The sequence below is a fragment of the Chitinophaga fulva genome, assembly GCF_012927205.1.
GTDB lineage: Bacteria > Bacteroidota > Bacteroidia > Chitinophagales > Chitinophagaceae > Chitinophaga > Chitinophaga fulva.
Window position 1 is genome coordinate 2,077,208 of record NZ_JABBGC010000001.1, and the last position, 23,858, is coordinate 2,101,065.

The window sequence follows — 23,858 nt, forward strand, 5'->3', positions numbered from 1 at the left end:
GACATGACTTAAAAATAACTTGCCTATGAAGGTGCTGATTATCCATAACGAATATGGGAAATATAGCGGCGAAGAAGCCGTGGTAGACCAGATGGGACAAATGCTCCAAAATAATGGACATGAGGTGGGTTTCTTCCGCAGAACGACCGCTGGATTGCGGGAAAGCCTGACCGGTCAGGTTAAGGTTTTTTTTTCCGGGATCTATTCCTATCAGGGAGTACATGAGCTACGTAAAGAATTAAAGCGGTTCTGTCCTGATGTTATTAATATACATAACCTCTATCCGTTTATTTCTCCGGCAGCACTCTTTGAATGTAAAGCAGCAAAAATACCGGTGGTAATGACCGTTCATAATTACAGGTTGATATGCCCTACCGGACTGTTTATGCGTGATGGTAAACCTTGCGAGCATTGCCTGGAGCATAAGAATGAATGGGGCTGTATACGTTTTAACTGCGAAGGCAGCAGGTTGAAGTCCGTCGCTTATGCCTTGCGCGGCTACGTAGCCCGTAAATGGAGAGCCTATCATCAGAATGTTGACAGGTATATTTGTCTGACCTCTTTTCAGAAAAGTAAATTGATACAGGCGGGTTTTGATGAAGAAAAAATAGCCGTAATACCTAATAGCATTAATACCCCTGGACCTTATGAGCCGGCAACAGGTAACTATGTGGCCTATTCGGGCCGTTTTAGCTACGAGAAAGGTTGGGATATGTTAATAGATATAGCCAGGAAGCATCCTGAGATATCATTTTGTTTAGCAGGTCAAAAGATGGAGGCACATCTTCACCCCGTTCCGATACCTGCCAATGTTGTTTTTAGAGGATTTTTGGACAAACAGGAAATGGCCGATTTTTATAGAAACGCCAGGTTTCTGATTGTACCAAGCAGGGTTTATGAAGGATTTCCACTCAGTTTGCTAGAAGCAATTTCCTGGGGTAAACCAATAATAGCCCCAAATCATGCAGGATTTCATGATATTGTGGGGAGTGGGGACGAGGCAATCGGATATTTATTTACTCCTGGAGATATTAATGATTTAGAAGCTAAGATTACAATACTTTGGAATAACCCACACTTAACTTGGTATTATGGAAGAAAATCGTTTGCCAAATTTACAGCATTTTATGAGTCAACAGTTGTATATCAACAATGGAATTCACTTTTTACAAGTTTACTGAAATAAAATTGACTAATATAAGCTTTGTGCCTAATCCCCCAAGTTTTCAACTTGATCCTTTTTAACTTGATCCCTTGATCCGGCAATTAATTAAATTATAATAGTAAGGAGAATGAAAAAAGGGGAAATCAACTATGCTTCGTTGATTTCCCCTTTTTGCGGGCTATCGGGGACTAATTTCGAACTTGTTTGTCCAGGATTTAAGCAAAATTAGGACGTCTCTGGATATAACACTCCGTTTGGCGGCCTATTTTTGTATTATAATTTTCCCAGTCAGTTTTTCTCCTGTAATAGTGTTGATCTTTATGAGATAGACGCCTGCTGGGATATGATTTGGTACTTTCAGGTTGTTTGTTTTCACCATGAAGTAAGCATTTTATTTTGAACAAAGTAGAGATTGTACATTAGGATGGACTAATTGTTATCTAATAGGATTCATTAATTAAGATATAAACAGGCATGGGCTTGAGCGATGTTGAAGCGGCATTTTTTTAAAGTTATGTGTTCAGGATTGACATCAGGTCGCAGCTTCCAGGTAATACTAAATGGTATGAGTTTCCGACAATTTTTCCTGACGCAGTGCATTGACGAAAGTAACGATGCCGGCCAACCACAAAGAATATTACCGCCGATATATTGCAGTGGTAAGCGCTATTTTGCAATAGCTGAATTGTTGACTCTGTAATTCTTTTATAATAACCTCTCAGGTAATATTTCTTATTAAAAACCTAAAAACCCACACATGAAAAAAGTAGCGTCAAAGAAAATGCGACTCTCTACCATCAGAATCGCCACCCTAAGCAATCCACAAAAAAGGCAAATTAAAGTTACCGGAACATCCACCCCTTGTACACTTCTTGATCACACCTATTGTGGATGTCCTCCGTCTGCAATTTGTTAATGAACTTTGTAAATTAGAACAACAGCCCCGGCGAAATTACGATCTTCTCCTTCCGTCTGTGATTGCAGGCTATAGGAGATAGGTATATTCACCGGGCTTTTTATTTTTCCACCTGTTCGAGTTACATGGATCTTATTAACCCATATATTTATGCAGGAAGTATGCCGATTGGAGTTGTTGGTGGACAAGACCTGGAAATTGTCGATGTCTGAAGCAGAAGTAGACTACTCTAATAAAATTGTAACATAGTATATTCCCTGTGCAGGGCAGATCAGTCATTAACAACGAAGTGTAAAAATAGCGGCGCTACACACATGGGCTGCCATATTATTTGCTTTCCCTTTTATTGATAAGCACCAATAGCCTCCTGCACTAAATGGGAGCCCAATACTTTTACTGAGAGGGAAGAGGGTGTGATTATAGTTGTATTTTAGTTAGTGATCCAATAAGGTAACATAAAACCAGAAGAGAAGTCGGAACTCGACTAAACATGCGAGTTAAAAAAGAAAAACCCGCGACTAGCACGGGTTCCTTCGAGATTTTGCGGGGTGAAAGGGACAATGTTCGAACTTATTTGTGGCAGATTTGCAGAAGATGATAGTCTATGGTTCTTAAGCTTAAGATGGCGGCAGATCATTGTGTAGAGATTGTTTTACGTAGCTAGTACTGGCTTTCTTATTACATTAAGGTGTAATGATATGATAGTCAATCGTAAATAATATGATGAGGCTAATTTAGGAAGGATAAGTCACTGATATTATAAAATAATTTCATAGGTTTTCCAATTTGGCTTTACCAGCATATATGATTGGGCTTAGAGCGAATTTGATGGCCAATTTGGCTCTAAGTGTTCGTTTTTGTATATTTAAAGCCAAATTGCAAGAAATGAGTAGAATAATCGGAAGAGAGAAGGAATTGAAAATTCTAGGACAGGCAATGAAATCTGAGACCTCCCAGTTTATCGCAGTATATGGAAGGCGGAGGGTTGGTAAAACTTTTTTAATCAGAGAAGCTTTTCAACAGGATTTTGCATTTTACCTAACTGGCGTAGCTAATATAAATCTACAACAGAATTTGTCCAATTTTCAAAGAGCCATGCAGAAATATCATCCTGATGAATCTGCTCCTTTTCCGGAAAATTGGTTTGCCGCTTTCAGTCAACTGGAAGAATTATTATCAAAAAGCGGGAAGCAAAAAAAAATAGTATTTCTGGATGAACTTCCATGGTTGGATACTGCACAATCTGGCTTCATTCAGGCACTCGACTATTTCTGGAATTCATATGCTAGTGCAAGAAACGATATTATTCTGATTGTATGCGGATCTGCTGCCTCATGGATGATCAATACACTTATTCATAATAAGGGAGGATTACATAACAGGGTTACTCACAGGATACGTCTCGAGCCCTTTTCATTGAGGGAATGTGAGACTTTCTTTCAGAGCCGCGGAGGAGTATTTAGTAGATACCAAACAATTCAATTATATATGGTGATGGGAGGTGTACCTTTTTACCTTGATCATGTAGACGTAAGTATGAGCGCCTCTCAAAATATAAATCGATTATGTTTTCAACGGGACGGATTATTGACAGAAGAGTTTAGGGATCTTTATACTTCTTTATTCAATAAAGCAGAAAAACATCTTTCGGTCATAGAAACGTTAAGCAAGAAAGCAAGAGGATTAACGCGTTCCGAAATTATTCATGATACAGGATTACCAAATGCAGGAAGTACGACAAGAATATTAAATGAACTGGAGGAAAGTGGCTTTATACGTAAGTATTTCTCATTTGGCAAGAAGGAGAAAAGTAGTCTTTTTCAGTTAAGTGATTTTTATTCTTTGTTTTATATCAGATTTATACGCGGAAATCATGCGTTGAACGAGAATACCTGGATTAATGGGCTTGATTCACCACAACAGAGGTCCTGGAGTGGTTATGCATTTGAACAGGTGTGTCTTGCTCATCTGACAGAGATTAAACATGCTCTTGGTATCAGTGGTGTCCAGACAAGTAGTTCTTCATGGATCAACACAGGTGAGGGGAGCAAGCGACAAATAGATTTGGTTATAGATAGAAAAGACGATGTTATCAATATATGCGAAATGAAGTTCTCTATTAATCCTTTTACTATTGATAAAAAGTATCAAACAGAATTACAGGATAAAATAGACACATTCCGAACAGCAACACGTACTAATAAATCCATTTTTTTGACTATGATTACTACTTTTGGAATAGTGAGAAATATGCATTCTAATAGTATAGTTCAGAATAGTTTAACTATGGATGATTTATTTCGATGATTTAAATATTACTTATGTTCACATTGAGAAAATTTGAATTACAGATAAGTGATACAATCGTATATAGAGGAAGGGAATATTATGAAAATGGAGCTGTTGTTGATGTTGAGGAAACAGGAAAAGACTTCTGGCAAGCCGAAGTGATGGGGACTGAACTATATACAGTGAGTGTGGAGATTTTAAAAAAGGATAGAATAAAATCATATTCATGCGACTGTCCTTATGACGGTGATATTTGCAAGCATGTTGTCGCTCTTTTATTTCTTCTGAGGGAAAAAATTATAAACACTGCTGCTCGCAAAAATGTAGTTCCCAAAACAGATTTTTATAAGTTAATTCAAAGAATAGGCTTAGAGGAACTCCAGGAATTTATTTTGGCCCATGCCACAAAGGATGAAACCTTCAAATCTCTCTTTGAGCGGTACTTTTCGGATAAGGATAGCAGTATTAATATAGAAGATAAGTATACGAAACAGCTTAGAAGTTTCATAAGGAGTCATTCGAGCGGAGATTTTATTGACTATCGATCCATTCACAGGTTGGCAAATGAGGTTAATGGATTGCTTGATGAGGGCCGGCAGATGATACAAAAAAGCAATTTCCGCGGTGCTTTTATTGTAGCGAAATCTGTGTTAACAGAAGCTATCGAACTTATTACTTACTGCGATGATTCCAGTGGATATATTGGAGATATTATCAACAGTTCTATAGAACTGATAAGGGTTGTCGCAGAGGCTGAAAGCTTAGCCGTAGATTTGCAGGAGGAAGTCCTTTTTTTCGTACAATCAGCATTAAATCGTCCTATATACTTTGATTATGGTGATTTTGGATATGAGATAGTTGATTTGTATCAAACTCTTGCCATAAAACTAAATAGAGAAAAATCCTATTTGGAGTTTGTTGATGGTCAGATTAAAATGACTTCAGCGGATGAATATCCCTACAGAAAAGAATATTTCATTGTACAAAAAATAGCCTTTCTGAAAGCTATAGGAAATATTAGAGGAGCTCAGGAGCTTGTTCGTGAAAATTTAGATATTGTTGATGTCAGACGTGGGGAGGTAAATGGTTTAATAGAAGAAAAAGATTTCTCTCCGGCGAAGAAATTTATAACCGAAGGAATTAAAATAGCTGAAAAGAAAGGCCATCCAGGAACCGTTGCGGAGTGGCAGAAAGAATTGCTGCGCATTGCCATTTTAGAAAACGATAAAAAGACGATCAGGCATTACACGAAGTATTTTGCTTTTAACCGGGGTTTTGATACAGTTTACTATAATCAATGGAAGAATACCTTCACCATTGATAAATGGGAAGAGGAAATAGAAGAATATATTGAGGAAAGAATAGCAAGTGTAGAACTGCAATATCAAAAAAATAAGGGCAAAGCATGGTATTCAACCGATACTTTACTGCTTGATTTACTTGCCCCTATTTATATTGAAGAAAAATATTGGGACAGGCTACTTGCACTAATGAGCAAGGAAACAGATTTGGACAGATTGTTACAGTATCATAACCATTTGATAAAGATATATCCGGTACAGCTATTGGCAATATATATTCCTGCATTTGAGCGTAAAGGAGTTGTGGTTGGGAACCGTAGGGAATATGCAGATTTGGCTACCAAAATGGAAAAGGTAATTAGAGCTATTCCTGAAGGAAAAGATGAAATTATAACCGTGGCAGAGGAGTTGATCCGTAAATACCCCCGCCGTCCCGCTATGATTGAAGAACTGAATGCAGTCGTCTCTTTTAATAGGTCCCCTTCGCGGAACCCAAATGATAATATTGTAACTTAATAAACGAACCTTAACCCAAGTAAAGTAATATAAACTGATCGGGGGAAATTAAAGGGAAATCAACTAAAAAAGAAAAACCCGCGACTAGCGCGGGTTCCTTCGAGATTTTGCGGACTGGACGGGACTCGAACCCGCGACCTCCGCCGTGACAGGGCGGCATTCTAACCGACTGAACTACCAATCCTCTTCCCCTAAGGGAGTGCGAAGGTAAAGATTTCTTTTTTTATTTTCCAACAAATCAGCACAATTTTTTTTACGCCCGTAGAAAGTATTTTTGTGGAAACAGATTCCACATAGAAAAGATACTGCACCGTCACGACTATCCGGCGCACCGTAAAACCCGTATCGCGCCTACGCCCAGCGGCTTCCTGCACCTGGGCAATGTGTTTTCTTTTGTGCTCACGGCCACGCTGGCACGCCGCTGCGGCGCCACCATCCTCCTGCGGATAGACGATATGGACCAGCAACGGGTAAGACCGGAATATGTGCAGGATATCTTCGACACACTGCATTTCCTGGAGATACCCTGGGAGGAAGGGCCCCGCACACCGGAAGAACTGAAACGGGAATGGTCGCAGCTGCACCGGGAAGCACTGTATCAACAGGCGCTGGAAGCGCTGAAGGCGGGAGATAAGCTCTTCGCTTGCGACTGTAGCCGGTCAGGACTGCAACATTCCGGTGGGGCGTATGATGGTCATTGCCTCCACCGCCAGCTGCTGTGGGATGGACCGGATGTTTGCTGGCGCCTCAATACGACCACGCCATTGATGCTGGACATGCGCGCGGCCAACGGCGTACTACCGGTAACGCTGCCGGCTGAACAGCGTTATTTTGTGGTAAGGAAAAAAGACGGCCATGCTGCCTATCAGCTGGCATCGGTGATAGACGATGACTATTTCGGGATAGACCTGGTCGTGAGGGGAGAAGACCTGTGGGATTCCACGCTGGCGCAATTATACCTGGCCCAACTGGCAGGAATGGACCGTTTCTGCGATACTACCTTTTATCATCATACCCTCCTGATGGAAGCGCCTGAGAAAAAACTCTCCAAGTCGGATGGCGCTACTGCTGTGCGTTACCTCAGAAAAGAAGGCAAAGCCAAAGCAGACGTCTTTGCGGCGATCGCCGGTATGCTGGGCATCCGGGAACAGGCGCCTGATTGGGAAACGCTGGGAGCCCTGCTGCTGGACCATTACCCTGTGTTCCGGCAACGGGTACAAACGCAGCACTGAGCTATTGGTAATGATTTCTTAATAGTGGTTATGTAGCTTCACACCCGAAATCATTAAACAGGGGTGTTATGAAGTATATTATTTTACTGGGGGCCTTTCAGGCATTGGTTGTATTCAGCATATTTGTCATCAGCCATAAGAAAAGATCTTCCGATAATATATTAAGCTGGTTTTTAATGTTGGTGTTTGTCCATCTGGGCGCAGGTTTTGTGCTGCATACATTGTTCCCTCATGCGGAGATCCATAAGCAGTATTACACATTTATTACATTAATGTATGCACCGGTATTATGGATGTATACCACCCACCTTTCCGGAAGATACCAGCAGGCCAGGCGGAGCAATTACCTTCATTTCCTGCCGGCGATGGCTGGTGCCATAGCCTACTTTACGATTGCCGGTTATATCATTGCCCACAATGGTAAAACACCTCCTGCCATCATTTATTATAACCAGACGGTGGGATATATAGCACTGGTATCTTTTCCGCTATATGCAATACTGTCCCTGTGGGAAGCCCGGCGGATCCCGGCCTTCTGGCAATCAGAAAGACAGCTGGTCCGTTTTATGGCGATCGTGTTTCTGGCTACCACGCTTTTTAGTTGGCTACTGACGGTCAATAATAATCTGTCCCCGGCTTCCCGGTTTATTATTGATACCCACCACTGGGGAAGAATAATTACCTACATCTCCCTGCTGAGCATCTGCCTGGCTATCGGCCGGGTGAGGATTTTATTTTTGATGGATACCGGCGCTACACTGCCACTGCTGGAGAATACCCCACCTGTTGCTGCCGTCGTGGAGGAACCGGCAGAGGAGGAGGTTACTCCTGATACTTTGTCGCTCCCCCGGAAATCGGTATTGTCCACCCAGCAGCAGGCGGCCATTGCGGCACAGGTGAAACAGTGGATGTACGAAAAGGCCCTCTATAAAGACCCGGAACTGACGCTGGATAAACTCGCCGCTGCGATGGAAATATCCCGGCACCATCTTTCGGAGGCATTGAACCAGTACCTCGGACAGTCTTTCTATCAGTTCATCAACGAGTACAGGATCAGGGAAGTGGTGAAGCTGCTGGACAAATACCGGCAGGATAAAGAGATGCCCAATATTCTTTCTTTGGCGTTTGAAGCCGGTTTCCATTCCAAGTCATCGTTCAACCAATACTTCAAAAAAGTAACCGGCACTACCCCTTCCGCCTATATGAAAAGTAAAAATACGGTGGTAATAACCGCACAAAGTACGGTGAACAGCGCGCTGACCTGAATGGCTTAACAATTCCGTAATATTTTATAACTAATTGGTTTTTAGTTGATAATAAAAGTGTTTGTTTCCCCCGATCGATAAATTCGTACGGATTTATCTACAAGGACGACTTCCTCTGGGCACCAACTCAACTTTGCGGAAAAATATTTTTCGCCATGAGCAGCCGGCTTTTATTACTGATTTTACTCCTGCCTGTTTTCTGTACGGCACAGCAGATCAGAGGGAGTATTTTATCCAAAGAAGGTCCTTTGCCTTCGGCTACCATCGTTATCGACGGCGCCGGAGCGCAAACCGATCTTTCCGGGGTTTTTAACATCACCCTCCGGAAAACAGGAAAGGTGACACTGAAGATCAACTATGTGGGTTTTGCCGTTAAAACAATGGAGGTAGATGTTAAACCGGGGTTAAACCAACTGGGCTCTATTATGATGGAACCTGCGAACGACGTACTGGGAGAAGTAGTGGTGAAAGGTGCTTCGGCCGGCTCACAGATACGGGCTATCAGCATCAAAAAGAATGCACCGGGAATTATGGAGGTGCTGGCGGCCGATGCCATCGGCAAGCTGCCGGACCGTAATGCCGCTGAAGCGGTACAGCGTATTCAGGGTGTTTCCATTGAGCGTGACCAGGGCGAAGGACGTTATGTGTCTGTACGTGGCACGCCTATCCAGTGGAGTGCTACCTTGCTGAATGGGAACCGTCTGCCCACCGCCAGTCTGGATTATACCGACCGCCGTATTCAAATGGACATCTTCCCGTCAGAACTGATAGAGTATGTACAGCTGTCCAAAGCCATCACCCCGGATATGGAAGGCGATGCCATCGGAGGATCTATCAACTTCATCACCAGGGCCGCGCCGCAGTCAAAGATGCTGCGGATCAATGCCGCCGGCGGATATGGCGATCAGGCCCGCAAAGGTTCCTATAATGCGTCCATCGTTTATGGCGACCGCCTCCTGAAAGGCAAATTGGGCTTTGTGTTGTCCGCCGTTATCTGGGACCGTACCTCCGCACAGGACCGGTACAATATGAACTACGACTTCGCCAATCCCAATGCAAAACAGTCTTATTCCATCACCGACCTGCAACTGCGCGATTATATTGCCCACCGCAAAACCACCGGCCTCAACGCCGGCCTGGAATACAAATTCAACGACAGGCATAAGATACAGTTCAGGGGTATCTACAGCTCCTTCCTCGATGGACAGAACGTTCGTGAGACGTATTTTTATTTCAACAATAAAAACGCCACCATCACAGACAGGGCTTCCAATTACTTCACAGATCTGTATTCCGGTGAACTGAGTGGTCAGTCCGTTTTCTCCGGAAAACTCACACTGGACTGGGCAGCCAGCATGGACAAGTCAAAATTCCGGTTTAAAGACCCGGGATACTATCCTATGGCCACTTTCCAGCAGGCGGTCACCTACGAAGGGCTGGCGGCCGACGGAAAAAAATACCTCGCCATGGATGCTCCCGATGGAAAAGGAGATGTGATAGATGCCGTATTACCGCATATTTCAGCCAATACGCCTATTACCGCCGATGCGATGAAGCTGTCGCAGGTGATCATGTTGCGTGCTACCAACTGGGAGGAGAACAAACGTTTCAGTTTTAATTTAAAATACACCCCATCAGAAAAACTGATGCTGAAGTTCGGGGGCAAGTTCATTCATAAAGACAAGGTGGTACAATCTCCCTATAATATATACATCGCAGGTATGCAGGGCGCGGCGCCTTCCATGGCCAGCCTGGGCACTGAGCCATTCCCTTATAACGGCGGCTTCCTGTCTGAAATCCATTCTCCCTATAACAACGTGGTCATCGATCAGATGGCGCTGGGAAACCTGAAATCGCTGGCAACGCCGGAAGGCATCAGCCAGTACAAGCTGTATCCTTTCCAGGTGGATTCTGCTACCAATGCTTCTGGAGCGACCAAGTACTACAGCGGTGTGGAAAACGTATATGCGCTTTACGTGATGGGAGAATATAAAGTCTCTGAAAAACTTACGCTGACCGGCGGTATCCGTAACGAGTACAACAAAGTGACGTTCAACGGCAGCAAGGTAAATGGCAAGCAGGTAACGGCTATCACACAGGACAATAGTTACAATGCTTTCCTGCCGATGCTGCATGTGAAATATAATGTAACGGACAAGGATATCCTGCGTGTAGCGTATACCCGTAGCTTCGCCCGCGCGGATTTCAATAACCTGAACCCCGGTACCACACAAGATGATGCCAATAAGCTGATCACCCGCGGCAATGCCGGTCTGAAGCCTACGTTCGCCAATAACTTCGACTTGATGGCAGAACATTATTTCGGAGGTATCGGTATGGTCAATGTAGGTGCTTTCTACAAAAAACTTACTGACCTGGTATATACGAACCAGTCTTCTGAAAACATCAACGGCATACAATATACCGTGAGCGAGCCACAGAACCTGCAAGGCGCCTGGCTGGCAGGCTTCGAGGCGGGTTTTGTAAAAAGATTCACCGGTCTGCCGGGCTTCTGGAAAGGATTTGGGGTAGATGTCAATTATACCTATACCGATTCCAGGGTGAAGATCCCCCGGTTTGTGAATAACGAGAAGATCGAAGATAACAGCGTAATTCCCAAACAGGCTAAACATATCTTCAACGCCTCGCTGTTGTATGAATACGGGAAGTTCATGGCCAGAATAGCCGGTAACTATAAAGGCAAATACCTGGACGTGATCCGTCAGGCTGCAGGCCCGGACCACTACCGCTGGTATGCGGAGAATTTCACAGTGGATTTTTCCGCTTCTTATGCTATTACGCCTAAGATCAGGACATTCCTGGAGCTGAACAATATCACCAATGCACCGGTACGCTACTATCACGGCACTTTCGACCGGGTGGAACAAGCTGAATGGTATTCTCTCCGCGGACAAGTAGGCGTGAGCGTTAAAATTTTCTAACAACAAAAAAATCAACTGATGATGCAGACAACTATTACCCGTGCGTTGGGAACAATGCTGATGGCCTGTGCTACCACCATTTGCGGGGCACAGTCGCTGGACACACTTAAAATAAATCAGGTACAAATACTGGGCACGCACAACAGTTACGCCCGTCCGGTAGATACCGCGGTACTGGCTTTGATTGATCCTATCTTTGAAAAACTGGGCCAGACTTATATGAAAAGCATGCCGAAAGAGCAGCTGGCGGCCTTTCAGGAGTTTCATCCCAATACGGTGAAGATGAGCGAAGGCTTACATTACAATCATCCTCCGTTTGATATGCAGCTGGATGCCGGGGTGAGAAGCCTCGAGGTAGATGTGTATAACGATCCTACCGGTAACCGTTTTAATGATCCTGCCGCTTATCGGATACTGCGTCAGAAAGGGGTGACGGACCTGGCGCCTTTTGATACCAAAGACCTGGACAAACCTGGCTTCAAGGTATTACACATGGCCGATATTGATTTTCGTACCCACTATACCACGTTTAAAGGTGCGCTGACTGCCATGCGTTCCTGGTCTGACGCACATCCTGGTCACTTCCCTATTTATGTGATGATTGAAGCGAAAGACAAAGGCATTCCTTTGTTCCCCGGTTCCGCACAGGTACTGCCTTTCGATGAAAAAGCCTTCGATGCGCTAGACCAGGAAGTGATCGCGCAGCTGGGCAGGGACAAGCTCATCACTCCCGATGATGTACATGGTAAATTCCCTACGTTGCGTGATGCTGTACTGGCTAAAAACTGGCCTACCGTCAAAGCTGCCAGAGGGAAATTTATTTTCCTGTTGCTGCCTTCCACTGCGGGCATGAACCTGGTGTCTGACTATGCTAAAAACAGGCCTAACCTCGAAGGCCGGGTGATGTTTATGCAGTCGGCTCCGCAGGACAGCTATGCCGCATTTTTCCTGTTGGACAATGCTATCGTGCGTCAGCAGGAGATACAGCAGGCCGTGCAACAGGGCTTTCTGATCAGGACCCGTTCCGATATTGAAACCTATGAGGCAAAGGTGAATGATCACACCCGTGCTGATGCAGCGTTTAAAAGCGGCGCTCAGATCATCTCCACCGATTTTTTCCGGCCGGGAAATGGTTATGGTACACCTTATTTTGTAACCCTGCCGGGTGGCGGGGAAGCAAGACCTAATCCCGTGAATACCGGTAAGTAGTCAGGGTTTGTTTCTTAGCGGCGGCATCACCTCTCCGGAGGTGATGCCGCCATTTTTTATGGAGATAATCCGTAATATGCAGCTTTGTATGTTTTCCCGAATAAACAAAGTATAACGGAGATGCCTATATTATCAAAAGCAGCTACTGACCATTGGAAAGCTCCTTTTTTAAACGGAGCGGTATTATATAGCGATGATACCTTTATGATGACTGTTAACCCGGACCTGGAGGATAATGAACGCGTCATGTTGCTGGAACCTGTTGATGGCCCGGCAATGGCCGTACTTACGCTCGGGATGGCTTCCCTGGCGGGATTGGAGCAGCCTCAAAATATGTCATTGCCGGAATTTCGCAGCCAATTGCAGCGGGCAGGTATTATACTACATGGTGCGGATTATGTTTTTTTCTTTCCGGAAGATGAAAAGGCCCGTTTAATGAAAGAGACCACGGAAGGCAATATCCGCCGGTTGACAGCGGCCGATGCGGCAGCTTTTGAGGCATTCTGCGCAGCTTCTTCTGAAGAAGATCTCGATGGCGCCTATGTGGAGCTGGACCACTGGCGGGTGATGGGGGTTTTTGAGGGAGAGCAGCTGGTGTGTGCGGCCAGTATGTATCCGTGGAATGATACGGCCATTGCCGATCTTGGCGTACTCACGCTGACGGCTGCACGGGGAAAGGGTTATGCCCGCAGGTTAACGCGCGCTATCTGCCGCCTGGCCTATGAAGAAGGGTATGAGCCGCAGTATCGCTGTCAGCTGGATAACCAGGCGTCTGTGGCGCTGGCCAAAGCGGTAGGGGTGATGTTATTTGCCAAGTGGGACATGCTTTCGGAGAAATGTGCGCTGTAATTCATTGCAGGTAAGGGTTATAGGAATATGGTTATTTTGTGTTATATTCATTTAAGTAATTGATAGTCAGTCAAAAAGGTAAGGTTGCCTGACAAGATGGTTTTTGGTTATGATAACGGGAATGCCTATCTTGTATCAGATTACGAATACAAATACGAATACGACCATACCCAAAAACCATTTCCAATGAATTCCCAGCAGTATATGGAACTGTACTGGCAGCAATTGAAGGATCTGGGCCTGAGCAACGAAATGATTAACCTGTACCGCCAGCAAATGGAACAGTCGATGAATACGGCTGATCAATTACTCCCCTTTGCTGAAAATATCAAACAGTTTAATCAGTTTTTCACCGGCGATGATGCTGATGAAGAAGCGCTTAGCCGGGAACCGGAGTCCATTTTGCTGAATAAAACCAGCCTATTAACCCAGGAACAACAATGGGCCATCGCTTGCGGAGCCGATCTGGCTTTCCTCAATGGCCAATTTCTCAATGACATCACCACTGGTATTTCCAGACAGGAATGCCGGCAGCTGCTTTCCGAATGGTGGGACATCGACAGCCCGGAAGAATTGTACGATATGTTCGCCTGGCTCCACGAAAGTGGCCACAGGATTGATTATGATATCATCCTTCAGGCTATCAACAGCGTATCCATGAAAGAAAGCAAAGCCTTTCTGCGGGAGTACATCGCGGCCAACGAACTGGAAGAAGCGGTGGTCATGGAGCGCCTGCGTAATACCCGTGACGCGCTGGAACTGTTCCGCAGCAAACAACTCATCCACGACAAACTGCAGCCGGATATGCTGATATGGGACTTTGCCCGTATCATCAACCTGTCCAGGGCAGGCTTTGACGCGGGGTATATCGGGTATGACGCGGCGATGGAGCAGATCATGTCCTGTGTGCCGGTGATACGGCGTACCTATAGCTCGTGGAAACACCTGTCACTGTCTTATCAGTTCGCCCGCTGCGTATGGAACGGCGTGGAAGAGGACAGCTTCCAGGCGTTGCAGAACAATATGAATTATCTGTTGCAGACACCAGACAGCCCCTGGGTGGCGCTGCCGTGGAAGTGATAGTCTATAACATATCAAACAATTTATTGCGGGCCAGCAGGGAAGCGCCAATCACGCCGGCCCTGCTGCCTAGTTTGGACAGCTTGTACTGCGTATCGTTGTTCACAAGGCTCAGGGAATATTTATTGATAGCACTGCGTAAAGGCAGGAAAATCGTTTCTCCTGTAGCCGACAAAGCCCCTCCTAAAATAATCAGCTCCGGGTTATACAGGTTGATCAGAATGGCAATGCCCTTGCCCAGCTTCTCTCCAATGGCGGCAATCAGTTCTATGGCCAGCGTATCGTCGTGATTGGCGGCATCCAGGATATCTTCCAGGGTAATATCTTTTACCGCCACTTTTTTGGTGACGCCGGAGGTGGCGCCTTCTGCGATCCGTTGTTTGAACTGCCGCACCAGCGCCTGCCCGGACGTTTCTGTTTCCAGGCAGCCTTTTTTACCGCAATGGCAGAGGATTTCATTCTCAAAAAAGGGAATGTGGCCAAACTCACCGGCAAAACCGGATTTGCCATAATACAGTTCCCCGTTGATCATAACGCCAAGGGCTATACCATAATCGGCATTGATGAAAATTACGTTTTTCTCGTTTTTCACCACGCCGTTACAGAATTCGCCATAGGCCATGGACCGGGAATCGTTTTCCACATAGGTTTTAACGCCCAGTTTGCTTTCTATGATACGGGTAAGCGGCTCTTCATTGAAATAGAAGTAGCTGTAACTGTAGCCGGTCCGGTAGTTGATACGGCCCGACAGGTTGATGCAGATACTGGAAATCTTTTTGGCGATGCCCTTCAGCTCTTTGATGAATTGGCTGATCAGCCTGCAAAGCTCATCCAGTGAAGCGGCGGTGTTGCTCAGCTCATAAGGGATCTTTTCCTGGAATTTGACCAGTTCCTTCTGGAAATTGAGCAGGCCGATGTTAATATGATTGTTTTTTACTTCTACCCCCAGGAAGAAGAGGGAATTAGACTCCAGCCCGTACAGGTTGGGCCGGCGGCCAACGGTAGATTCTGTTTTGCCATAATCCTTTACCAATCCGGCTTCCATCAGTTCGTTGATCAGCTCTGCGATCTTAGGCGAACTTACATTCAATACCTTGCTCAGATCAGCAATGGTAGTATTGCCCTGGTTGGCAAACCACGACAGGATGCTTTTCTTCAGCTGCAGGTTTTTATAGGCAACACCGGTTATCTCCTCGTTATACAGATCACTGAGAAATGAGTTATTTCTTGCCATGTATGGGTTGATAAAGGATTTGATAGATGATACCAAGATAATCAATTTCCCGGCTACCGGACAAGAAAAACCCCCGGTGTAGACCGGGGGAACTCATAACGCTATAAAATTACGTCCTTGTCTTAGACGTTAACTGACACATGAGCGGATTGTCTATAGTACATAATACCTTCTTTCTGTTTCCAATACTTCCTCTTGTGGTTCGTATTGTTCCTGTAACATCTGCCGCAGATCTTTTTCAATATTGCGTGCAATGGTTGTTACCGGCGTATCTGTAGGTTTATTTTCGAACGGGTCCTGTAAGTTGATGCCCATCTTTTCTATCAGCATGAAAGCAGAGGCAATGGCAATTACCAGGGGTATCTCCATAAAGCCCAGTACATCTATCAGGGCAAAAGGCAATAACAGGATGAAAAAGATCAGCGTAAAGTGGGTATAAAGGCTGTAAGTGGCCGGGAATACCGTGTTCTTGATCCTTTCGCATTTACCCATGGAATCACACAGGCGTGATAAGGTCTGGTCTATGCTTACCTGTTGGTACTGGTTGATCCAGCCATTGTTCAGCGCTTCTTTCAAATCTTTACCGTGTAAAAGCAACAAGGCAGCCGGTACATTATCATACTTCATCAAATAGTTTAACTCCCTTCTGCTTATTAACCTGTCCAACCCTTTTACCGGATCTGTTTTTCTTAATGCCTGGCCGAGACTATAGCACCACGCTGCCTGCCGCTTTACAAATCGTTCCTGAAAATGCTGCAGTTCTTCTGATTGATATGTTGCATCCATCAAACTCAAGACCTGTCTTGTCAGGGAACGGGAATCATTAACGATAGCGCCCCAGATGCTCCGGGCTTCCCACCACCGGTCATACGCCTGATTGGAGCGGAAAGCCAGTAGCATCGATAATATGGTAACCAATACCATCGGGACGGCTATCGGAATACTGATAAAGGTTAAATCAAAACGGTAGTACAGCGTATTGATGACCATGGTATACACCGCTACCAGCAGCATCTCATACTTGATTTTACCGAATACATATTTTAAGGGGATATTCTTCTTTAGTAACATAGCACCCTGGTTTTAGAGGTTATTCTGTAGCCATCAACAATGCAGAAATAGTTGATTTGGCTATTATCTTCCGGGTAGAGCCGGTCAATGTTGTTTTAATTAAAGGATATTTAGAGGCAGCGATCAGTTTGATCGGGTTGTAGCTTCTTTTCGAAGGACAAACAAAATCGTTGTCTGTTGGCTGCAAAATCACATCTACGTTCTGTGCCAGGCAGAAATTGCGGAACGCCGCCCTGGTATTGCCATGGAAGAACTCCACTTTCAACTTGCTGACAGAAGACGCATATTTATTACGGATGATTTCACAACCATCTTTAAAATCAGCGGTGATCAATTCGATATGCCTACTGTTACGGGTATACGTAATGAAGTCAAACAATGAATCGGGCATATGCAGGGCATGCATAAAAATGATATTCACAGATTCGTTGGGGTAATGTGCTACAACGCTGTGCACATATCCCAGTGAACGTATGGAGAAGTCGGTCGGAATGAGTATATTTTTCATAGCTGTTGCTTTTATGATCACAAAACTACCAGCCGCAGGTTAGTAAGCGGTAAGAAGGGGGTTAAAAGATGGTAAGAATGTGGTAAGAAAACGGTAAGAATAGCAGCCGCTACAGTGGGAGTTCAACCCTGATCTCAGTTCCGACGTTTATCTGGCTCTCCACCAGGATATCGCCCTTGTGCATCCGGATGATGTTCATGGCCAGCGGCAGACCGATACCGTAGCCTTTAAAATGGCCGGTATTGGAGGCGCGGAAAAAGGGAGAGAAGATATAAGGGATATCGTTGGGGGGAATGCCGATACCGTGGTCTTTAACATTGATGATCACTTTCTGGTCGGTAGCCGCCAGTACGATGGAAACAGGCTGGTTGTTGGAGTATTTGATGGCATTCATCACAATGTTGCTCAGCGCCAGTTCCAGCAGTTGTTCATTACCATTGACAGACAGTTTTTCTTCTTCCTCCGGAAAGAGGCTGTAGTCGATCTCTACTTTATTGTCCGGATGTATTTTGTCAACGGTGCTTTTGATGGTAAATAGCAGCTCGTCCATACGCACCAGGCCCCAGTCCTGCTTTTTACCGTCGAAGCCGGTCTGTGCAAGGTGAAGCAGGCTTTTGGTGATGTGCTCGAGACGGCCGGCTTCGCTGAGGATGCTGCGCAGGGCGGCCATATAATTTTCGGGCGTTCTGTCTTTATTGAGTGCCAGTTCCGCTTCCCCGATGATAGCGGTGAGCGGGGTACTCAGCTCATGAGACGCGTTGCTGACAAAGTTGTTCTGTGTTTCAAAAGCGGTCTCCAGGCGGTCCAGCATATTGTTGAACGTAGTGGCCAGTTCATTGATCTCATCGCGGCTGTCTTTGGCATTGAGCCGCAGATGGAGGTTTCGGGAGCTGATACTTTTTACCTGGTGCATAATGTCCCGGATAGGCCGGAAAATATACCGCGAGAAGAAAATGCCCACCGCAATCAGGATAGCGGAAGACACAATACAACAGATCAGTAAAATTTTGCGCAGCCACCCCAGGTATTCGCTGCTGTACTGGTTAATAGCTGATACAATAACAATATAAAGTCCTTGTTTGCTTTTGTATAATACCCCTTCGTAGAAACGGTTGCCATCCCGGTGGGTGGCCTTACTGTTGGTCAGTACCTGTTGATAGAAGCTGACAGGCAGTTTCAGGCTGCTGTCTTGCTGTATATGGCCGGTATCGGTTACCTGCAACAGGTATTCTTTTTCTGCAGGCAGTTTTTCCAGGTGTTCATCCCGGATCTCGTTGTAGATCACAGAATCAGCCTCGTAATAAGGAAGGGAGGCCCGGGCGGTAAGATAGGCGCGTATTTCGAGCCGTTTATAAAAATCTTCAAAGGAATGCTGGTTGGCAAAATAATACACAAGAACGCTCATCACCATGATTGTGGAAATGGTGAGACCGGCAAAGATGAGCAGTATTTTAGTGCGTATTTTCATCCGCCGTTTGTTCCTTTAACATATAACCCAGTCCTGTTACGGTTTGTATCAGTTCAGGGAGATTGTTTTTGTTGATTTTTTTCCGGAGATAGTTAATATAGACATCCACCACTTTGGTGTTCATATTGAAGTCGATGCCCCATACCTGTTCCAGTATTTCCATGCGGGACAATACTTTACGGGGATTTTTCATCAGGTATTCCAGCAGGCGGTATTCCGTGGCGGTGAGCTGTATGGTTTTACCCTGTCTGTTGGCCGCCTTGGTGTCAGTATTCAGCTCCAGGTCGCCTACCTGCAACAAGCCCTGCTGCTCGTTAATGGTAACGGGAGCGGCTATATTACTTTTACGCCGCAGCAGGCTGCGGATACGGGCTTCCAGTTCGGCCAGTTTGAAGGGCTTTACCAGGTAATCGTCTGCGCCGCTGTCCAGCCCCATCACGATGTTTTCGGTGGTGCCCAGCGCGGTGAGCATGAGGATGGGCGTGGCCACCTGCGCGGCGCGCAGGGCACGGCATACCTCTATCCCGTTCATGTTGGGGAGCATCACGTCCAGTATGATCAGTAAAAAAGAGGGATTGTCGAGGGCCATACGCAGGCCGCTGGCGCCATCAGGCGCTACGCTCACTTCATAGCCGGCTTCCGCCAAACCGCGCGTGATCACGGATACTACCGCCGGTTCGTCCTCTACTAATAATAATTTCATACACAACAAATATAGGACATGTCGACTAAAGCGCATCCCCGGTAAAATATTTCTATCTTGCTTTAACAAAAAAATATATGTCTCTATCCACCTATGATGATCTCTGTACGAAGATAGCCGCCGCAGGCGGCAAACCACTGGCGCTGGAAGCGGTATGGGATGGCGATACAGAAGGTTGGCATCTGTGCCTGACGTTGTACACCCGTGCGGGGAGAGAAACATTTTATGAGCATTTCCTGGGTTCAGTGGAGCCTGATACGAACTTCAGGATACCTGATGAAGAGTCGTTGAGGTCTGTTGAAGCATTTCTCGTCAATCAGTGGGGACAAATGGCTGCTGTGCAATACGGCCTTGAATTCTATTTTCCCTCTCCTGATGAGTATACTGATGATTGTCCACGCTGGCCGCAACGGCATCTCGGCGTTAGTTGCGCAGACTGTGGAAAGCTTATGTTAAAAGAAATGGCGGCCCGCCATAAAGGAGTGTGTTTTCATTGCGATATGAACAGGGAAAGCAACCGAAAACTCAAAACCAATGCGCCGGGAAGCAGGCATGGTATTTTTGCCAGCGTAAAAGATGATAATATCAGCTCCATCGTAAGATGCACAAATGGTAAAGGTCTTTCCATTGTGGAAGGACTGGAAATGGATACTAGTACCTGGAAAAGCCCTTCTTCGGCGATAGTGGAAATTGTAATAACGGAGGAGGATATACTACGCTGGAAGGAAATATTACATGGAAAAATCAAAATAGAGTTATCCACAGCTAAGTCCTCGCTAAGCCAGGTACAGGAACAGCGTTTTTCTCAACTCAAATTTGAAGGCCAGACTTATTATTTCGGAAAGTGGGACACGCTCGATTACGCAAGCGTTACTTTTCTGATGGGCGAGTATGAACCGATAACAGCCGCTTTGGCGCAAAAAGCCGTCTTCAAAATATTTTATTTTCATGATCTCTCAGCGAGGGAAGATAGTTTTATGCGCTCTATTCATTTCGGGTTTAAAGGGCAGGCGGCAACGACATTACTTATCAATAAGTTTAAAAAAATCCTGACACCGGAAGAAGTAATCACAACGTTAAAACAAATGGAAGAAAGAGGCTTGCTGAACCGACAGGGGGATCAGCTGACATTAACCACCCTGAGTACTCTGGTCACAGCTTTATGATCCTAATGCTTCAGTGCGTTTGTTTTTTTGGCTATCTTCGGACATGCATTAAACCGCATCCCATTTGCCTATGTTACGTCCGTTTGTATTATCCGGGGGCGGCGCCCGGGGATATGCCCACCTGGGAGTATTAAAAGCCTTTGCCGAACGGCAGATTTTTCCGGAAGCTATTTCCGCCACCAGCGCTGGCTCTATCGCCGCCGCATTTATCTGCGACGGATTTCATACGGATGAAGTCAGGGAAATATTCCAGCAACAGAAACTGGGATTATCTATGGAATGGAAAAACTGGCGTGGCGGCTTTTTGTCGCTGAAGAAGGTGGAAGACGCATTAAAGAAAAACCTGCGGCATACTACTTTTGAAACATTGCCGCTGCCGCTGTATGTGGCTGCTACCAACTTCGCTAACGGAGAACAGAAAATATTTGATCGTGGTCCGCTGATACCGGCCATCCTGGCCGCTTCCACTGTTCCGTTGTTGTTCCGGCCAGTGGAAATAGAAGGTGTTCCGTATGTGGACGGAGGGCTATCGGGCAACCTGCCGGTGGAACCGCTGCTGGCGAAACACGACCGTGTGATCGGCGTGCATGTGAACCCGCTGACGCCGTACAACCCGGCTGGCGGCTTCTTCGCTAATATGGAACGTACGGTACATATGGCCATCCAGGAGCCGGTGCTGAAAAGCAAACAGCAATGTGAGTTTTTTGTAGAGCCGGAGGGACTGGGAAAGTATGGGATTTTTGATTTCAGCAAATTTGATGCGATCTATACTATCGGTCTTGACTATACGAGGAAGTTACTGGAGACAGTGCTGACTGATTAAAAAATCAGGCCGGAACGCTTACGTCCCGGCCTGGTATATATGGCGTTAATTGTTTTCTGTGTACTTGCGGAAGTTGTCCAGGATGGCCTGCCATCCGGCATGTTGCATTTCCAGCGAATTGGTGCTTTCCGGGTCAAAGGTTTCCGTGATGTGCGTGGTGTCACCGTAGCTGTTGAAGATGATCTTCACTTTGCGTCCGTCACCCAGTATATAACCGATCAGTTCATGTTCTTTTATTTCGGTGTATTCACCACCAAAATCGAAGCTGAAGCTGCCGTCTTTTGCAGCCATGGTGGTGCTGAATTTCCCCCCGGTACGCAGGTCGTTGGTGGCTTCCGGTGCATGCCAGTCGTCAGATGCTGCACACCATTGGGTTATGTGTTCAGGAGCGTTCCAGTATTGCCATACTTTTTCAATAGGGGCGTTGATAGTGCTTTCAACGGTAATGGTAGTCTGATTTGCGGTTGTCATGATAAAATATTTTAGATTATTTTTTGACTGTTGTTAACGATACAAACTTACGGCGACTTCGGCGGAATGAACGTGTGTGATAACGGCAAATAGGAGGTGTTTTGCGCCAATGTTATTTTTGATTTAAGGGGCAGTAGAAAACTGCCCCTTTCTTTTTGTTGATTGTTATCAAGCCCCATTTTTCGATTACGTCCGTTGTGTGTTTACCACCCTTTATTGTTTGGTTTTATATTTGGATTGCTCAATATCTCTGACTGTGGGATGGGCAGGTAATAATATAGGGCAGAAGGTAACAGGTCGGTCTGTGTATCTCCCTGTTGCAGGTCAGCCTCGTCCCTTTGTACCGGCAGTCCCAGCCTTTTCAGATCATAATAACGATGTCCTTCAAAAGGCAGCTCCCTGAATCTTTCCAGCAGAATGGCCTTGAGCAGCTGTTGAGCATTATTCAGGACCGGAGCTTCATATCCCTGTATACGGGCATGGCCGATGCTATTCAGGTCTGCTGCGGCCTCCGGCAGTTTGCCAAGGTGCATATTGGCCTCTGCGCGAATGAGGTACATCTCCGATACCCGGAATACTTTCACATCATTACGGTTTTCGGCTCCTTCTTCCCCTGCATATTTCCGGACCACATCGGCGAGCTGGCCGTCAGCGGCCAGGGCCGGGTCCTGGTCGAAATAGCTGCTGTAGCGGATATCATTGTCTTTGTCGTAAGCCTTTAACAGTTTTTGTGAGGGCGCAAAGTAAACGATGCCGATGGACGGGTTTTTCCAGATATCGCCGGGACGCAGCGTGCTCAGGTTGGTCCGTTTCAGTTTAAAGATCACTTCGGTATTGCTTTTATCAGTCCAGATGGCGGGGAATTCCTCCCGGCTGGCCAGCGTCAGTTTACCTATGGCGCGGGTAGCGTTTTCGGCGGCCGCGGTCCAGTTGCCGGTGTATAAGGCCACCCTCGCCTGTAGGGCATATATGGCCTGTGTATGCATACGGGTAACGTCGTCGGATATACGATCGCCTGAAATAATGAGCGCTGCTTCCAGGTCGCTTTGCAGCTGCCGGAAAAAGTCGGCAGCTGCCGGACGGGTAGGTTTGTTGTTGATATCGGCACTGGTCACATAAGGCACGGCAGGGGCATCGGGTTGGTATACACCGGCATAACTGTAATTGCGGTACAACTCAAAGTGCTCAAAAGCGCGGATGGCCAGCAATTCCCCACGCAGCTGCTGCTTTTGCTGCTCTTCCGTGGCGTTGTTAACGGGCACACGGTCTATTCCTTCAAGGATACGGTTAGCGCGATTGATGACCTGATAGGCATTGGTCCATGGTATGGAAATTTCTGCGTCCCCACCGGAAAAAGCCCATCTGAACAGGTTTTGGGCCGATCCGTTCACACCGGCATTTTTTAACCCGATACGGCATTCGTCTGCCATCACGGAACCAATACGCAGGGTGTGTTCCGGTTCCCATCCGGCGTAAACGCCGAGCACGGCGCGGTTCACGGTGGAAAGAGATTTGAATATGTCTTCCCCATCTACCTGGTCGGTGGGTTTTACATCCAGCATATGATTGCAGGAAGTGCTGTAAACGGAGAGGGCGGCGGCGCAGCAAACGACTGCTATATGTTTGATGATACGGTTCATGGTCATGAGA

Annotated in this window: 18 protein-coding genes and 1 tRNA gene; 11 read left to right on the plus strand and 8 right to left on the minus strand. The window is 46.0% G+C overall.

The window, feature by feature from the left end; translation table 11 throughout:
• Window positions 1–25: 25 nt before the first annotated feature.
• The 3 genes from HHL17_RS08665 (at window position 26) to HHL17_RS08675 (ending at window position 6,187) form a co-directional block, all read left to right on the plus strand.
• Entirely contained in the window at window positions 26–1,186 is a 1,161-nt protein-coding gene (locus tag HHL17_RS08665) for a glycosyltransferase family 4 protein (RefSeq protein WP_169224340.1), read from the plus strand.
• Between the two features lie 1,780 nt (window positions 1,187–2,966).
• Window positions 2,967–4,388 carry an AAA family ATPase gene (locus tag HHL17_RS08670; RefSeq protein ID WP_169224341.1) on the plus strand — a complete coding sequence of 474 codons (1,422 nt, stop codon included), beginning with the start codon at window positions 2,967–2,969 and terminating at the stop codon, window positions 4,386–4,388.
• A 14-nt stretch (window positions 4,389–4,402) separates the two neighbouring features.
• The gene (locus tag HHL17_RS08675; protein ID WP_169224342.1) at window positions 4,403–6,187 is read left to right on the plus strand and encodes an SWIM zinc finger family protein; all 1,785 of its coding nucleotides are present in this window, start codon (window positions 4,403–4,405) and stop codon (window positions 6,185–6,187) included.
• A gap of 110 nt (window positions 6,188–6,297) precedes the next feature.
• Here HHL17_RS08675 and HHL17_RS08680 read toward each other — a convergent pair.
• Window positions 6,298–6,371: transfer RNA gene (locus tag HHL17_RS08680), tRNA-Asp, on the minus strand.
• 160 nt (window positions 6,372–6,531) lie between these two features.
• Here HHL17_RS08680 and HHL17_RS08685 point away from each other — a divergent pair.
• From HHL17_RS08685 to HHL17_RS08710, 6 genes are all read left to right on the plus strand, one after another.
• Window positions 6,532–7,419, plus strand: a complete 888-nt coding sequence (locus tag HHL17_RS08685) for a glutamate--tRNA ligase family protein (protein ID WP_317166569.1) — start codon at window positions 6,532–6,534, stop codon at window positions 7,417–7,419.
• 68 nt (window positions 7,420–7,487) lie between these two features.
• On the plus strand, window positions 7,488–8,684 hold the full coding sequence (locus HHL17_RS08690; protein ID WP_169224344.1) for a helix-turn-helix domain-containing protein: 1,197 nt from the start codon (window positions 7,488–7,490) through the stop codon (window positions 8,682–8,684).
• A gap of 155 nt (window positions 8,685–8,839) precedes the next feature.
• The gene (locus HHL17_RS08695; RefSeq protein WP_169224345.1) at window positions 8,840–11,626 is read left to right on the plus strand and encodes a TonB-dependent receptor; all 2,787 of its coding nucleotides are present in this window, start codon (window positions 8,840–8,842) and stop codon (window positions 11,624–11,626) included.
• A gap of 18 nt (window positions 11,627–11,644) precedes the next feature.
• Window positions 11,645–12,835, plus strand: coding sequence for a Ca2+-dependent phosphoinositide-specific phospholipase C (locus HHL17_RS08700; protein WP_169224346.1), 1,191 nt, complete (start codon window positions 11,645–11,647; stop codon window positions 12,833–12,835).
• Between the two features lie 120 nt (window positions 12,836–12,955).
• A complete protein-coding gene (locus HHL17_RS08705; RefSeq protein ID WP_169224347.1) occupies window positions 12,956–13,684 on the plus strand; it encodes a GNAT family N-acetyltransferase in 729 nt (242 codons plus the stop codon).
• A gap of 186 nt (window positions 13,685–13,870) precedes the next feature.
• Window positions 13,871–14,764, plus strand: a complete 894-nt coding sequence (locus HHL17_RS08710) for a DUF1266 domain-containing protein (protein WP_169224348.1) — start codon at window positions 13,871–13,873, stop codon at window positions 14,762–14,764.
• Window positions 14,765–14,768: 4 nt separating this feature from the next.
• Here the strand turns inward: HHL17_RS08710 and HHL17_RS08715 are convergent, their stop codons facing one another.
• From HHL17_RS08715 to HHL17_RS08735, 5 genes are all read right to left on the minus strand, one after another.
• On the minus strand, window positions 14,769–15,998 hold the full coding sequence (locus HHL17_RS08715) for an ROK family transcriptional regulator (RefSeq protein WP_169224349.1): 1,230 nt from the start codon (window positions 15,996–15,998) through the stop codon (window positions 14,769–14,771).
• Between the two features lie 153 nt (window positions 15,999–16,151).
• Window positions 16,152–17,069, minus strand: a complete 918-nt coding sequence (locus HHL17_RS08720) for a bestrophin family protein (protein ID WP_169224350.1) — start codon at window positions 17,067–17,069, stop codon at window positions 16,152–16,154.
• Window positions 17,070–17,088: 19 nt separating this feature from the next.
• Complete coding sequence (locus HHL17_RS08725) at window positions 17,089–17,577, minus strand: hypothetical protein (protein WP_169224351.1); 489 nt, start codon at window positions 17,575–17,577, stop codon at window positions 17,089–17,091.
• Window positions 17,578–17,686: 109 nt separating this feature from the next.
• Window positions 17,687–19,045, minus strand: a complete 1,359-nt coding sequence (locus HHL17_RS08730; RefSeq protein ID WP_169224352.1) for a sensor histidine kinase — start codon at window positions 19,043–19,045, stop codon at window positions 17,687–17,689.
• The gene (locus HHL17_RS08735; protein WP_169224353.1) at window positions 19,029–19,748 is read right to left on the minus strand and encodes a response regulator transcription factor; all 720 of its coding nucleotides are present in this window, start codon (window positions 19,746–19,748) and stop codon (window positions 19,029–19,031) included. The genes HHL17_RS08730 and HHL17_RS08735 overlap by 17 nt, the downstream gene beginning before the upstream one ends.
• A 77-nt stretch (window positions 19,749–19,825) precedes the next feature.
• Between HHL17_RS08735 and HHL17_RS08740 the strand changes: the two genes are divergently transcribed.
• A complete protein-coding gene (locus HHL17_RS08740) occupies window positions 19,826–20,914 on the plus strand; it encodes a hypothetical protein (RefSeq protein ID WP_169224354.1) in 1,089 nt (362 codons plus the stop codon).
• Between the two features lie 70 nt (window positions 20,915–20,984).
• Window positions 20,985–21,737: a patatin-like phospholipase family protein gene (locus HHL17_RS08745; RefSeq protein ID WP_169224355.1), complete on the plus strand. Its 753-nt coding sequence runs from the start codon at window positions 20,985–20,987 to the stop codon at window positions 21,735–21,737.
• A 45-nt stretch (window positions 21,738–21,782) separates the two neighbouring features.
• Here the strand turns inward: HHL17_RS08745 and HHL17_RS08750 are convergent, their stop codons facing one another.
• Together HHL17_RS08750 and HHL17_RS08755 are read right to left on the minus strand one after the other, a co-directional pair.
• On the minus strand, window positions 21,783–22,208 hold the full coding sequence (locus HHL17_RS08750; RefSeq protein WP_169224356.1) for an SRPBCC family protein: 426 nt from the start codon (window positions 22,206–22,208) through the stop codon (window positions 21,783–21,785).
• A 203-nt stretch (window positions 22,209–22,411) separates the two neighbouring features.
• Window positions 22,412–23,848 carry a RagB/SusD family nutrient uptake outer membrane protein gene (locus HHL17_RS08755; protein WP_169224357.1) on the minus strand — a complete coding sequence of 479 codons (1,437 nt, stop codon included), beginning with the start codon at window positions 23,846–23,848 and terminating at the stop codon, window positions 22,412–22,414.
• Window positions 23,849–23,858: the final 10 nt, after the last annotated feature.